At 66.0% G+C, this 13119-nt stretch carries 16 protein-coding genes; 12 read left to right on the top strand and 4 right to left on the bottom strand.

The window, feature by feature from the left end:
* The first annotated feature begins 73 nt into the window (after positions 1-73).
* Both coaE and dnaQ read left to right on the top strand, forming a co-directional pair.
* Positions 74-673, top strand: coding sequence for a dephospho-CoA kinase (coaE, locus tag VRZ08_RS11555; RefSeq protein WP_107342544.1), 600 nt, complete (start codon positions 74-76; stop codon positions 671-673).
* Positions 674-708: 35 nt separating this feature from the next.
* On the top strand, positions 709-1407 hold the full coding sequence (gene dnaQ / locus VRZ08_RS11550) for a DNA polymerase III subunit epsilon (RefSeq protein WP_414532616.1): 699 nt from the start codon (positions 709-711) through the stop codon (positions 1405-1407).
* 80 nt (positions 1408-1487) lie between these two features.
* Here dnaQ and secB read toward each other — a convergent pair whose 3' ends face one another.
* Positions 1488-1961 (bottom strand): protein-export chaperone SecB, encoded by a 474-nt coding sequence (secB, locus tag VRZ08_RS11545; protein WP_011155870.1) that lies wholly within the window; start codon positions 1959-1961, stop codon positions 1488-1490.
* Positions 1962-2423: 462 nt separating this feature from the next.
* Between secB and VRZ08_RS11540 the strand changes: the two genes are divergently transcribed.
* Genes VRZ08_RS11540 through VRZ08_RS11530 form a run of 3 tightly spaced genes read left to right on the top strand, consistent with a single transcriptional unit; the run spans position 2424 to position 5192 of the window.
* A complete protein-coding gene (locus VRZ08_RS11540) occupies positions 2424-3131 on the top strand; it encodes a Tim44/TimA family putative adaptor protein (RefSeq protein WP_107353894.1) in 708 nt (235 codons plus the stop codon).
* A complete protein-coding gene (locus VRZ08_RS11535) occupies positions 3109-4602 on the top strand; it encodes an MltA domain-containing protein (RefSeq protein WP_414532615.1) in 1494 nt (497 codons plus the stop codon). The genes VRZ08_RS11540 and VRZ08_RS11535 overlap by 23 nt, the downstream gene beginning before the upstream one ends.
* Before the next feature lie 5 nt (positions 4603-4607).
* Positions 4608-5192, top strand: a complete 585-nt coding sequence (locus VRZ08_RS11530; RefSeq protein ID WP_414532614.1) for a Smr/MutS family protein — start codon at positions 4608-4610, stop codon at positions 5190-5192.
* A gap of 331 nt (positions 5193-5523) precedes the next feature.
* On the opposite strand, the gene hslU is transcribed toward VRZ08_RS11530, so the two are convergent.
* Genes hslU through hslV form a run of 3 tightly spaced genes read right to left on the bottom strand, consistent with a single transcriptional unit; the run spans position 5524 to position 8044 of the window.
* Positions 5524-6825 (bottom strand): ATP-dependent protease ATPase subunit HslU, encoded by a 1302-nt coding sequence (hslU, locus tag VRZ08_RS11525; RefSeq protein ID WP_012494055.1) that lies wholly within the window; start codon positions 6823-6825, stop codon positions 5524-5526.
* A gap of 41 nt (positions 6826-6866) precedes the next feature.
* The gene (locus VRZ08_RS11520; protein WP_414532613.1) at positions 6867-7478 is read right to left on the bottom strand and encodes a DUF2585 domain-containing protein; all 612 of its coding nucleotides are present in this window, start codon (positions 7476-7478) and stop codon (positions 6867-6869) included.
* Positions 7475-8044, bottom strand: coding sequence for an ATP-dependent protease subunit HslV (gene hslV, locus VRZ08_RS11515; RefSeq protein WP_011155876.1), 570 nt, complete (start codon positions 8042-8044; stop codon positions 7475-7477). Before hslV ends, VRZ08_RS11520 begins: the two co-directional genes overlap by 4 nt.
* 187 nt (positions 8045-8231) lie before the next feature.
* On the opposite strand from hslV, the gene hisB reads away from it, so the two are divergent.
* From hisB to coaA, 7 genes are all read left to right on the top strand, one after another.
* Positions 8232-8825, top strand: coding sequence for an imidazoleglycerol-phosphate dehydratase HisB (gene hisB / locus VRZ08_RS11510; RefSeq protein ID WP_107342551.1), 594 nt, complete (start codon positions 8232-8234; stop codon positions 8823-8825).
* 27 nt (positions 8826-8852) lie between these two features.
* The gene (locus VRZ08_RS11505) at positions 8853-9374 is read left to right on the top strand and encodes a DUF2628 domain-containing protein (protein WP_414532612.1); all 522 of its coding nucleotides are present in this window, start codon (positions 8853-8855) and stop codon (positions 9372-9374) included.
* A complete protein-coding gene (gene hisH, locus VRZ08_RS11500) occupies positions 9371-10021 on the top strand; it encodes an imidazole glycerol phosphate synthase subunit HisH (protein WP_346296121.1) in 651 nt (216 codons plus the stop codon). Before VRZ08_RS11505 ends, hisH begins: the two co-directional genes overlap by 4 nt.
* On the top strand, positions 10018-10755 hold the full coding sequence (hisA, locus tag VRZ08_RS11495) for a 1-(5-phosphoribosyl)-5-[(5-phosphoribosylamino)methylideneamino]imidazole-4-carboxamide isomerase (RefSeq protein WP_408018319.1): 738 nt from the start codon (positions 10018-10020) through the stop codon (positions 10753-10755). The genes hisH and hisA overlap by 4 nt, the downstream gene beginning before the upstream one ends.
* A 10-nt stretch (positions 10756-10765) precedes the next feature.
* Positions 10766-11533 (top strand): imidazole glycerol phosphate synthase subunit HisF, encoded by a 768-nt coding sequence (gene hisF, locus VRZ08_RS11490; RefSeq protein ID WP_011155881.1) that lies wholly within the window; start codon positions 10766-10768, stop codon positions 11531-11533.
* 53 nt (positions 11534-11586) lie between these two features.
* Positions 11587-11910, top strand: coding sequence for a phosphoribosyl-ATP diphosphatase (locus tag VRZ08_RS11485; RefSeq protein ID WP_011155882.1), 324 nt, complete (start codon positions 11587-11589; stop codon positions 11908-11910).
* Positions 11911-11984: 74 nt separating this feature from the next.
* Positions 11985-12941, top strand: a complete 957-nt coding sequence (gene coaA, locus VRZ08_RS11480; protein ID WP_011155883.1) for a type I pantothenate kinase — start codon at positions 11985-11987, stop codon at positions 12939-12941.
* Positions 12942-13119: the final 178 nt, after the last annotated feature.

Below are 13119 nucleotides of genomic sequence, written 5' to 3'. Positions count from 1 at the left end.
CAAGCGAGACGCAGCACCGATCGGGATCGGATCTGAAACGTCTCGCGCGGAAGAAAAAGACGGAGGCGACGGAATGCTGGTGCTCGGACTGACCGGTTCGATCGGGATGGGCAAATCGACCACCGCCAAGCTGTTCGCGGAAGCCGGGGTGCCGGTCTACGATGCCGACGCCACCGTGCATAAGATCTACGAGAACGAAGCCGTGCCGGCGATCGAAGCGGCATTTCCCGGCACCACGGTCGGCGGCAAGGTCGATCGCGCGCTGTTGTCCGCGAAGGTCGTGCATGATCCGGCCGCGATGAAGCGGCTCGAAGCAATCGTGCACCCGATGCTGCGCGCCCATCACCAGCAGTTTCTCGACGATGCCGAATCATCGGGCGCGCCGGTCGCGGTGGTCGATGTCCCGCTGCTGTTCGAGACCGGCGGCGAAAAGCGCGTTGACGCGGTGGTGGTGGTGACGACCTCGCCGGAGGTCCAGCGCGAACGGATTCTCGCGCGCGACAACATGACCCCTGAAAAACTCGATGCGATTCTGGCCCGGCAGATGCCCGATGCCGAGAAGCGCAAGCGCGCGGATTTCGTGGTGGATACCTCCAACGGACTCGACCCGGTGCGGCTTCAGATCCGCGAAATCCTCGAGGCCGCTGCTAAAATGCCGCGCCGGCGCGACTGATTCGCACGGCGACCAACACGGCCTGATCAAAAGCGATGCGTGAGATCGTCCTCGACACCGAAACCACCGGCCTCGATCCGCTGCGCGGCGATCGACTGGTCGAAATCGGCTGCGTCGAGATCTTCAACCGGATGCCGACCGGCCGCACCTATCATCAATACCTCAATCCCGAACGGGACATGCCGGCTGAAGCCTTTGCGGTGCATGGGCTGTCGAGCGAATTCCTCGCCGACAAGCCGCTGTTCGCACAGGTGGCCGACGAGTTTCTCGAATTCATCGGCGATGCGCCGCTGGTGATTCACAACGCCTCGTTCGACATCGGCTTCATCAATGCGGAGCTGTCGCGGCTGTCGCGTGCGCCGGTGCCGCGCGATCGCCTGGTCGACACCCTGCTGCTGGCCCGCCGCAAGCATCCGGGCGTGTCGAACCGGCTCGACGACCTGTGTTCGCGTTACGCGATCGACAATTCGCGCCGGACCAAACACGGCGCGTTGCTCGATGCCGAGCTGTTGGCCGAAGTCTATATCGACCTGATCGGCGCCCGGCAGTCGCAGCTCATTTTGGCCGATGTGCCGGCCGAGGTGGTCGGGGCTGCCAGCGAGAACCGTCGCCGCCAGCGACCCGCGCCGCTACCGAACCGGCTGACCGACGCCGACCTCGAAGCCCACCGCGCCTTCATCGCCACGATGGGCGACAAGGCGATCTGGCCGGACTATCTGGCGGTCGGCGCCTGAGCTTTATATCCCCCCGAAACGACAATGCCCGGCACGTCGGCCGGGCATTGCAGAAGTCATGAGCGTGAGCGGCGAGCGGATCAGCTCGGCTGGCCCTGCTGCTGGGCGCGCTCGAGGTTCTGGCGATACAGGCCGATGAAATCGACCGGGTCGAGCATCAGCGGCGGGAACCCGCCGTCGCGCACGGCGCTGGCGATGATCTCGCGGGCAAACGGGAACAGCAGCCGCGGGCATTCGATCATGATCAGCGGATGCAGGTTCTCCTGCGGCACGTTCAGCACGCGGAACACGCCCGCATAGGCCAGCTCGAAGCTGAACAGGACGCTGCTGCCGGATTCGGCCTTGCCTTCGATCGACAGCGTCACTTCGTATTCGTTCTCGCCGACGTTGTTGGCGCCGACGTTGATCTGGATGTTGATCGCCGGCTGCTGCTGCTGCGGGGCGAGCGACGCCGGAGCGTTCGGGTTCTCGAACGACAGATCCTTGGTGTACTGCGCCAGCACATTGAGTTGCGGAGGAGCACCCTCGGGAGGCGTGCCGTTACCGTTGGTCATCGATGGTTCTCCTGGAAGCGGATTGGATGGCGGCCGCCGACTTGCAGAGGGCGTCGCAACAATGGGCAGGTGCTTTGGCGAGTGGCTATCATACGCCCCCGGCGTTCCACAAGGTAGACAGAGGCTGCGGCCGCAGCCCGGCAGGCGGGTGCCGGATACCGCGCCCACAGCCTAAAGGTCCCGGGATGGCCCGCCGAAACCTCTCCTTAACCGCCCACCGGCCAGGTTTTCGGGCCTCTCACCGGTTTCCGGCGGGGCGCGAAGCGCGTAAGCTCGCCGGGCCACAGCTCCAAAGATCGCTGTGTGGGGTTGCCAACCCCACCGGCTGTGCCAAAACGCGCCATTGGCGCGCCGCGGTTGATGCCTACATGGTGCAAACCGGCTCTCTGCCGCGTTGGCGTCGCGAGGCCGGAGACCAAAGCGCGCCGGCAGGCCCCGGCCCGATCAGAAAGTGAATGCGACGTGGATATTTACACCATCATCTTCCTGGCGCTCGCGGTGTTCATCTTCCTGCGTCTGCGCAACGTGCTCGGCCAGCGCACCGGCAGCGAACGGCCGCCGTTCGATCGCGCTGCCGCGCGGGACATGATTCCCGGCAAGCAGGACACCAACGTGATCTCGATGCCCGGCACCGTGATCGACCAGGCGCCAATGGCGCCGAACGCGGACGTGGTGCCGCCCTCCGATCGCTGGAAGGGCATCGCCGAGCCGGACTCCGAACTTGAGCACGGCCTCAACGCCATCGCCCAGAACGATTCCTCGTTCGACGCGCAGCACTTCATCGCCGGCGCCAAGAGCGCCTATGAGATGATCGTGATGGCGTTCGCCAATGGCGACCGCCGCGCGCTGCGGGATCTGCTGTCGAGCGAGGTCTATGAGAGCTTCGATGCGGCGATCAAGGATCGCGAGAAGAACGATCTCAAGGTCGAGACCCGCTTCGTGTCGATCGAGAAGGCCGAGCTGATCGGCGCCGAGCTGCGCGATCGCACCGCGATGCTGACGCTGAAGTTCGTATCGCAGATGATCTCGGCGACCCGCGACAAGACCGGCGCGGTGGTCGACGGCTCGCCCGACAAGGTCGCCGATATCACCGACGTCTGGACCTTCGCCCGCGACACGAGCTCGCGCGATCCGAACTGGAAGCTGGTTGGGACCGGCAGCGGCAGCTGACGTACGCGGCGCGTACCGCGCCGCCCTGGCCGGCTGCGTTCTCGCAGCCGCGCTATTGTCTGCGCCGAGTGAGGCGGACGCGCGCAGCCGGCATCACCATTCTGGCGCCCGATCCGTCTCGAAATTCGCCCAGCATCACGCAAAGTATCGGCATCCGCTGTGGCCGCTGGAAATCCCGGGCGGCCAATATCTGCCGGTCGCCTGGCCGGACGTCCCTGGTTGGGACGCCGACGATCAGCTCGCCGCGCTGAAAACCTTCCGCGTCAGTTGCCGCCCGATCCTGGCGGCGGGCCGAGTGCCCTCGATCGACAAGCCGCTCGGCGGCTCGTTGTGGGAGCCATGTCATGCGGCGCGCTCGGCGCACGTCACCACCGCGGCCGAGGCTCGCGCGTTCTTCGAACAGCATTTTGTGCCGCTGCAGATCTCCCGTCTCGGCGAGCCGCTCGGCTTCGTCACCGGCTATTACGAGCCGGTGATCGAAGGCTCGCCGGTCAAGACCGACGACTACACCGTGCCGGTGTATCGCCGCCCGTCGAACCTGTTCGTCCGCGGCTACAAGCAGGATGCGGCCCTGCCGAATGGTGGGCCGGTGTTTCGTAAGATCGGCCGGCGCAAGCTGGTGCCGTATTATGACCGCGGGGAAATCGAAGACGGCGCGATCGACGGTCGGGGTCTGGAGATCTGCTGGCTGAAGAGCCAGACCGATCTGCTGTTCGCACAGATCCAGGGATCAGCGCGGATCAAGCTGCCCGACGGGCGGGTGATCCGAATCAATTACGACGCCCACAATGGTTTCCCCTACACGCCGGTCGGTCGCATCCTGATCGAGCGCGGCATCATCCCGCGGGAAGAGATGTCGATGCACCGCATCCGCGATTGGATGGAGGCCAATCCCGAGGGCGCCAAGGAGCTGCGGCGGGCAAACCGCTCGTACGTGTTCTTCCGCAAGGTCGAGCTGAAGGACGACGACGAAGCGATCGGCGCCCAAGGCGTGCCGCTGACCCCCGGCCGCTCGATCGCCGTCGACAAGGGGCTGCACGTCTACGGCACGCCGTTCTTTATTACGGGCGAGCTGCCGATCGATTCGCCGACGGCGAAGACAGCGTTTCGGCGGTTGATGATCGGCCAGGACACCGGCTCGGCGATCGTCGGTCCGGCGCGGGCCGACCTGTATTTCGGCGCCGGTGCCGAAGCCGGCGCGATCGCAGGACGGATCCGGCATCCGATCGCCTTCGCCATGCTGGTGCCGAAGAGTCTCGATCCGGTTGCGCGCGCCCGCAGTCTGCCGGTGCCCGAGCCGCGCCCGCCCGCCAAAACCAACAAACCCGCAGCGACGCCGCCGAAGGCCGGTGGTAAAGACGGTGCCACGACTGTCCCGACACCGGATAGTCGGCCGGCCACGGCGCCGTCACGGCCGCCGGCTCAACGGCATCGCTCCCACCACTCGCGGCTCCATCGCCACCTGCGCTGATCTCGATGAAACGCATCATCCCGCCGCTCGACCCGCCGATGTCGCGCCGCAAGCGCAGCCTGACTGAGGACGAGCGGGCGCTGTGGGACGGCGTAGCTCGTCAGATCAAACCGCTGCGCGGCCGGCCGCGGCTGATCAAGGTCGAGATTGCCGATCCGCAGGTCCCTGCACCCGCGATCAAGCCGGCGCCGGTGGCGCCGCCGCAACCGCTCAAGCGGGCCGCGAAACCACCGCTCCCGACCGCCCCGCCGCCGCTCGCCACGCTGGGCCGCCGCGAACGGGCGCATCTGTCGCGTGGCCGCAAGGACATCGACGCGCGGATCGATCTGCACGGCATGACCCAGGCGCGCGCGCATCACGCGCTGCTGTATTTCCTGCAGCGCGCCAGTCATGACGGGCTCGGCTTCGTGCTGGTGATCACCGGCAAGGGCAAGAGCGGCGACACCGAACGCGGCATCCTCCGCCGCCAGGTGCCGCAGTGGCTCGCTCTCCCCGAATTCCGCGCCTATGTGGTCGGCTTCGACGAAGCCCACATCGGCCACGGCGGCGAAGGCGCGTTGTACGTGCGGGTGAGACGAGCGCGCGGTTAGTGCGCAAAGCACAGGGTGTTCATCGGCCGACGAGCCCCCGTTCCCAACGTCATCACCCGCGCATGCGGGTGATCCAGTCTCCCAGAGAGGTTGTTAATTGGACGCAGACGCTCTGCAATACTGGGTCGCCCGGACAAGCCGGCGATGACGTGGTTGGGTGGAGCGAGGACTGTTGTTACTTGCGGCGTATCATACATAAAAATCCGTCATCGCCGGGCTTGACCCGGCGATCCATCGTCTTGCGAAGAAGGATGGATGCGCGGGTCAAGCCCGCGCATGACGTTTGTACTTGTGGCGGCGTCGTGGGCAAACGAAGTGCCGTACAACCCCGCTACAAAATAAACCGGCTCAAATCCGTGTTCTTGGCCAGATCTCCGACATTGGTCTTCACGTAGTCCGCATCGACCTGGAAGGTCTCACCGTGGCGGTCGGGGGCGACGAAGGAGATCTCGTCGAGGACGCGCTCCATCACGGTCTGCAGCCGGCGGGCGCCGATGTTCTCGACGGTGGAGTTCACCGCAACCGCGACATCGGCCAGTGCGTCGATGGCGTCGTCGGAGAAGTCCAGCGTCACGCCCTCGGTCTTCATCAGCGCCACATACTGCTTGATCAGCGAGGCTTCCGGCTCGGTCAGGATCCGGCGCATGTCGTCGCGGCTGAGCGCATTGAGTTCGACGCGGATCGGCAGCCGGCCCTGCAATTCGGGCAGCAGGTCGGAGGGCTTGGCGATGTGGAAGGCGCCAGAGGCGATGAACAGGATGTGCTCGGTCTTCACTGCGCCGTGCTTGGTCGACACTGTGGTGCCTTCGATCAGCGGCAACAGATCGCGCTGCACGCCTTCGCGCGAGACTTCGCCGCCGCTGCGGCCGTCGCGCACGCAGATCTTGTCGATCTCGTCCAGGAACACGATGCCGTTGTTCTCGACCGCGGCGATGGCTTCCTGCACCAGCTGATCGGTGTCGAGCAGCTTGTCGGCTTCTTCGTTGACCAGGATCTCGTGCGAGTCCGCCACCGTCAGCCGCCGCTTCTTGGTGCGGCCGCCCATCTTGCCGAAGATGTCGCCGAGCGACACCGCGCCGATCTGGGCGCCCGGCATGCCGGGGATTTCGAACATCGGCGAGCCCGACCCGGCCTGGGTCTCGATTTCGATTTCCTTGTCGTTGAGCTCGCCGGCGCGCAGCTTCTTGCGGAACGAGTCCCGCGTCGCCGGCCCGGAACCGGGTCCGACCAGCGCATCGAGCACGCGCTCTTCGGCGGCGACCTGGGCGCGGGCCTGTACGTCCTTGCGCTTCTTCTCGCGCACCTGCGCGATCGCGACCTCGACGAGATCGCGGATGATCTGTTCGACGTCGCGGCCGACATAGCCGACCTCGGTGAACTTGGTCGCCTCGACCTTGAGGAACGGTGCGCCGGCGAGCTTCGCAAGCCGCCGCGCGATCTCGGTTTTGCCGACGCCGGTCGGGCCGATCATCAGGATGTTCTTCGGCAGCACTTCTTCGCGCAAGGATCCTTCGAGCTGCAGCCGACGCCAGCGGTTGCGCAACGCGATGGCGACCGCGCGCTTGGCGTCGGCCTGGCCGACGATGAAGCGGTCGAGTTCGGAGACGATTTCACGGGGGGAAAAGTCGGTCATGGGGCCTACGTAAGGTCGGTCGAACGAGGGAACAAGCGGAGTCAGATGATCGGAGGTCCCGCCTGCCATTGCCGGATGGCATCGAACGGATGAATCAGCATGATCACGTTGAGGGTCAGATTGTCGCGGATGTGCAAGCCGACCAGCACTTCGAACAGCACCGCGATCGCGACGGTTGCGGCGATCGGCAGCCAGCGTGCGAGCAGGAATCCAAAGATCATCGCAAGCGTATCGGCGACCGAATTGACGATGCTGTCGCCGTAGTAATCGAGCGAGATCGTGCCGGCACGGTAGCGCTCGATGATGAAGCTCGAATTCTCAGCCAGCTCCCAGCCGCCTTCGATCAGTGTCGCCACGATCAGCCGCGCGGTCCACGACCAGCGCCGCAACAGCAGCCATGTGCCGGCATAGAACAGGAAGCCGTGGATGATGTGCGAGAACGTGTACCAGTCGGTGAGGTGCTGCGAGTTCTCCGAACTCTGCACCACGCCGTGCCACAGCTTGACGGTGCCGCAGGTGCAGATCGGCACCCGTCCCATCGCAAACAGCGCGGTCGCCTGGACGGCAAGCAGAGCCAGGACGACGGCCAGTGCCCAGCGGACCGGCAGGCCGGCCGCTGACGACATCGGCCGTTCGGCCCCGGCCGCGCTCATGCGGTCAGCGTCTCGAGCGTGAGATTGCCATTGGTGTAGACGCAGATGTCGGCGGCGATGCCGAGCGACTTGCGCACGATGGTCTCGGCGTCCTGATCGGTGTCGATCAGCGCGCGGGCGGCGGCCAGCGCGTAATTGCCGCCGGACCCGATCGCCATCACGCCGGCTTCGGGTTCGAGCACGTCGCCGGTGCCGGTCAACACCAGCGACACGTCCTTGTCGGCCACGATCATCATCGCTTCCAGTCGGCGCAGATACCGGTCGGTGCGCCAATCCTTGGCGAGTTCGACCGCCGCGCGGGTGAGCTGGCCGGGGTACTGCTCGAGCTTGGCTTCGAGCCGCTCGAACAGCGTGAAAGCGTCGGCGGTGGCGCCGGCGAAGCCGCCGATCACATCGCCCTTGCCGAGCTTGCGGACCTTCTTGGCGTTGGCCTTGATCACGGTCTGTCCGATCGAGACCTGGCCGTCGCCGCCGATCACGACCTTGCCGCCCTTGCGCACGGTCAGAATGGTGGTGCCGTGCCAGACCGGGGGGCCGGCGTCTGCCGAAGAGCTATGAGGTGCCATGGAGTTCCTTTCGCGAGCGCTGATCTAGGCACGGCCGGGCGGCGATGCAATTGCTCTCCGGGAGGCCGCCGGAGCGGCCAATCCGCTCACCATAGGACGAAGATCGGCCCCGCTCCGCAGCTGGCGCAGTAGCGAAGGTGTCACCGGCCTGTTAAAAGACCGGCGTTTTTACCGGAGAGCCCGCTTCATGCGCACGGCGACGATCAAGCGCAAGACCAAGGAGACCGACATCGAGGTCACGGTCGACCTCGACGGCACCGGTGTGGCCAACGCCGCCACCGGGATCGGCTTCTTCGACCATATGCTCGATCTGCTCGCCAAGCATTCGCGGATCGACATCACCGTCAAGGCGGTGGGCGACCTCCATGTCGACTTCCACCACACCACCGAGGATGTCGGCATCGCGCTCGGCCAGGCGGTCAAGCAGGCGCTCGGCAACATGGCGGGCATCAGCCGCTATGCCAGCATCTTCATGCCGATGGACGAGACCCTGACCCGGGTCGTGGTCGACGTCTCGGGCCGGCCGTTCCTGGTGTTCAAGGCCGACTTCCCGCGCGACAAGATCGGCGAATTCGACACCGAGCTGGTGCGGGAGTGGTTTCAGGCCTTCGCCATGAACGCGGGCGTGACTCTGCACGTCGAGACCCTATATGGCGAGAACAGCCATCACATCGCCGAATCCTGCTTCAAGGGATTGGCCCGGGCGCTGCGCGCGGCGGTCGCGATCGATCCCAAGACGGCCGGCGAAGTGCCCTCGACCAAGGGGCAGCTCGGCGGCTAAGCGCCGTCGGGCGGCGGAGACAAGTCCATGCCGGTGTTCACTGTTCATGCCCCGCGGGCGGACGATGACGAGCTGCAGCAGGCTGCGCCCGATCAATTCCGCTTTGTCCGCGATGGATTCTACGTTTGGGCCTTCGTGTTCGGCCCGTTCTGGCTGCTGTATCGCCGGCTCTGGCTGGCGACGCTCGGCTATCTGGTGGTGATCGCCGTCTCCGCAGTGGCGCTCACGGCGCTGCATGCGGGAAGCGGCACCCGGTTCGTGGTCGCGCTGCTGCTCGCCAGCCTGCTCGGGCTCGAAGCCGGCAGCCTGTGGCGCTGGACACTGGCCCGCCGCGGCTGGCAGTCCGTCGGCGTCGCGGTCGGCGAGGACCGCGAGATCGCCGAACGGCGGTTCTTCGATCGCTGGGTCGCAGGCCAGCCGCAGCCGATCAGCTTCACCCTTCCGGTCGACCGCGGCGCGCCGCCGCCGGCGCGCAGCATTCCGCTGCCCGCGTCGTCGATCCATGGCGACATCTTCGGTTCGTTCCCGAACCCCGGAGGCTCGCGATGAGCGTTGCGATCATCGACTACGGCTCCGGCAACCTGCACTCGGCGGCAAAAGCGTTCGAGCGCGCGGCGCGGAGCATGGAAAACCCCGAACCGATCCTGGTGACCCGCGATCCGGACCAGGTGTTTCGGGCCGACCGCGTCGTTCTGCCCGGCGTCGGCGCCTTCGCCGACTGCCGCAAGGGGCTGGATTCGATCGACGGTATGGTCCAGGCGCTGAACGAGACGGTGCGGGTCAAGGCCCGGCCGTTCTTCGGCATCTGCGTCGGCATGCAGTTGATGGCGACCCGCGGCAAGGAGCACGTCACCACCGACGGGCTCAACTGGATCGCCGGCGACGTCGTCAAGATCGCGCCCAACCGCGAGGACCTGAAGATCCCGCATATGGGCTGGAATACGCTCGATCAGGTCCGCGAGCACCCGGTGCTGGACCGGCTACCGCTCGGTTCGAAGGGCCTGCACGCCTACTTCGTGCACTCCTTCCACCTCGCCGCCGAACACGAGGGCGATGTGCTGGCACGCGCCGATTACGGCGGGCCGGTCACCGCCGTCGTCGGCAAGGACACCGCGATCGGGACTCAGTTTCACCCCGAGAAGAGCCAGCGCTTCGGCCTGGCGCTGATCTCGAACTTTTTGAAGTGGAAGCCGTGATTCTCTTCCCCGCGATCGATCTCAAGAACGGCCAGTGCGTGCGGCTCGAACAGGGCGACATGGCGCGCGCCACCGTGTTCAACCTCGATCCCGCCGCCCAGGCGCAGAGCTTTGCGGCCCAGGGCTTCCAGTACCTGCACGTCGTCGATCTCGACGGCGCCTTCGCCGGCAAGCCGATGAATGCCCAGGCGGTCGAGGCGATGCTGAAGGTGGTCAAGATGCCGGTGCAGCTCGGCGGCGGCATCCGCGACCTCAAGACGATCGAAGCCTGGCTGTCCAAGGGCATCGCCCGCGTCATCATCGGCACCGCCGCGGTGCGCGATCCGGCGCTGGTGAAGGAAGCCGCCAAGGCCTTTCCGGGCCGTGTCGCCGTGGGTCTCGACGCCCGCGACGGCAACGTTGCGGTCGAGGGCTGGGCCGAAAGCTCGCAAGTGACCGCGCTCGACATCGCGCAGCGGTTCGAAGACGCCGGCGTTGCCGCGATCATCTTCACCGACATCGCCCGCGACGGCTTGCTCAAAGGTATCAACTGGGACGCGACCATCGCGCTGGCCGAGGCGATTTCGATCCCGGTGATCGCCTCCGGCGGCCTCGCCTCGATCGAAGACGTCAAGACGCTGCTCAGCCCGCGCGCCAAAAAGCTCGAAGGCGCGATCGCCGGGCGGGCGTTGTACGACGGCCGGCTCGATCCCACTGAGGCGCTGGCGCTGATCGGCGCCGCCAAGGCCGCGTAAGGACACCGCGATGTTCAAGGTCCGCGTCATCCCCTGCCTCGACGTCAAGGACGGCCGAGTCGTCAAGGGCGTCAACTTCGTCGACCTGCGCGACGCCGGTGATCCGGTCGAGGCGGCGATCGCCTATGACGCTGCGGGCGCGGACGAACTCTGCTTTCTCGACATCACCGCCACCCATGAGAACCGTGGCATCATGCTCGACGTGGTCCGGCGGACGGCTGAAGCCTGCTTCATGCCGGTGACGGTCGGCGGCGGCGTCCGCACCGTCGACGACATCAAGACCCTGCTGCGCTCCGGCGCCGACAAGGTCTCGATCAATTCGGCCGCGGTGGCGCGGCGTGAGTTCGTCAAGGAAGCCGCCGAGAAGTTCGGCGATCAGTGCATCGTGGTGGCGATCGACGCCAAGCGGGTGCCGGGCCGCGACCGCTGGGAGATCTTTACCCATGGCGGCCGCAAGGGCACTGGCATCGACGCGATCGAATTCGCCCAGGAAGTGGTGTCGCTCGGTGCCGGCGAAATCCTGCTGACCTCGATGGATCGCGACGGCACCAAGTCCGGATTCGATATTCCGCTGACCCGGGCGATCGCCGACAGCGTCGGCGTCCCGGTGATCGCCTCGGGCGGCGTCGGCAATCTCGACCACCTGGTCGACGGCATCCGCGAAGGCCACGCCACCGCGGTGCTCGCGGCCTCGATCTTCCATTTCGGTGAGTACACCATTCGTCAGGCCAAGGATCATATGGTCCAGGCCGGGCTGCCGATGCGGCTCGATCCCTAGCGTAACGCGGCGAGGGGCGGTACTCTCGCACCAAGAACCGGCAGAGTTAGCGTATGGCCCGTTTCACCCTTCATGATCTCGCCGCGACGGTCGATGCCCGCGCGGCGTCCGGCGGCGAGAGCTCCTACACCAAGAAGCTGCTCGACAAGGGCCCCGAGCACTGCGCCAAGAAATTCGGCGAAGAGGCGGTCGAGATGGTGATCGCGGCGGTCGAGAACGATCGCGGCCATCTGATCTCCGAGACTGCCGACGTGCTGTTTCACATGCTGGTGCTGCTGAAGTCGCGCGGCGTGAAGCTTGAGGAAGTCGAGGCCGCGCTGGCGCAGCGCACCTCGATGTCGGGCTTGGAGGAAAAGGCGTCGCGCAAGCGCGACTGACGGCATCGGCCGCAGCAAGCGGTCGCAATAACAATAAATCCCGCCACTCAAAACCAAGGCGAAGGGCCCGCGAGATGGACGCAAGGTCGGATCTGCACCACTACAACCCCTACCGGGTGTTCTCGCGGGCGGAATGGGCGAGCATGCGTGAAGACACGCCGATGACGCTCGATGCCGCCGAGGTCGCGGCGCTCCGCTCGATGCACGACCGGCTCGATCTCAGCGAGGTCGAAGAAATCTATCTGCCGATGTCGCGGCTGTTGTCGATCCACGTCGCGGCGATGCAGCAGCTGTACTACGCGCAGCGCCGCTTCCTCGGCGTGGTCGAGCGCAAGATGCCGTTCATCATCGGCGTCGCCGGCTCGGTGGCGGTCGGCAAGTCGACCACCGCGCGCGTGCTGCAGGCGCTGCTGGCGCGCTGGTCGCCGCGCCCGACGGTCGATCTCGTTACCACCGACGGCTTCCTGCATCCCAACGCGGTGCTGGAGCGCGCCGGGTTGATGCAGAAGAAGGGCTTTCCGGAAAGCTACGACCTGCCGGCGCTGCTCGGCTTCCTGTCCGACATCAAGTCGGGCCGCCGCAAGGTCAAGGCGCCGATCTACTCGCACCTCACCTACGACATCGTGCCGAACAAGTTTACGGTGATCGACCGCCCCGACATCCTGATCGTCGAGGGCGTCAACGTGCTGCAAACCGGCCGGCTGCCGCGCGACGGCAAGGCGGTGCCGGTGGTGTCCGACTTCTTCGATTTCTCGGTGTATCTCGACGCCGACGAGCCGGTGCTGCGCGACTGGTACGTCCGGCGCTTCCTGGCGCTGCGCGATACCGCATTCCACGATCCGCGGTCGTACTTCCATCGCTACGCAGTGCTGTCGGACGAAGAGGCGACCGCGACCGCGATCGCGATCTGGGAACGCACAAACCTCGCAAACCTCGAAGACAACATCCTGCCGACCCGCCCGCGCGCGACGCTGATCCTGAAGAAGGGCGCCGACCACGTGGTGGACTCGGTGGCGCTGCGAAGGTTGTAGTCTTCGCCGGTTACTCAGCGTCATCCGCGGGCTTGACCCGCCTGCGCGGCCGAAGCCGCTTCGGCGCGGCGAAGGCCCGCGGATCCATCGCGCACGCAAGCGCGCGTGACGATGTGTTTTCTCGAAGACGATGGATTGCCGGGTCAAGCCCGGCAATGACGGACGTGTCGGGTGGATG

It is taken from the genome of Rhodopseudomonas sp. G2_2311 (assembly GCF_047501505.1).
In the GTDB taxonomy this organism is placed as follows: Bacteria; Pseudomonadota; Alphaproteobacteria; order Rhizobiales; family Xanthobacteraceae; genus Rhodopseudomonas; species Rhodopseudomonas palustris_H.
This window is presented reverse-complemented; position numbering and strand designations above follow the sequence as displayed.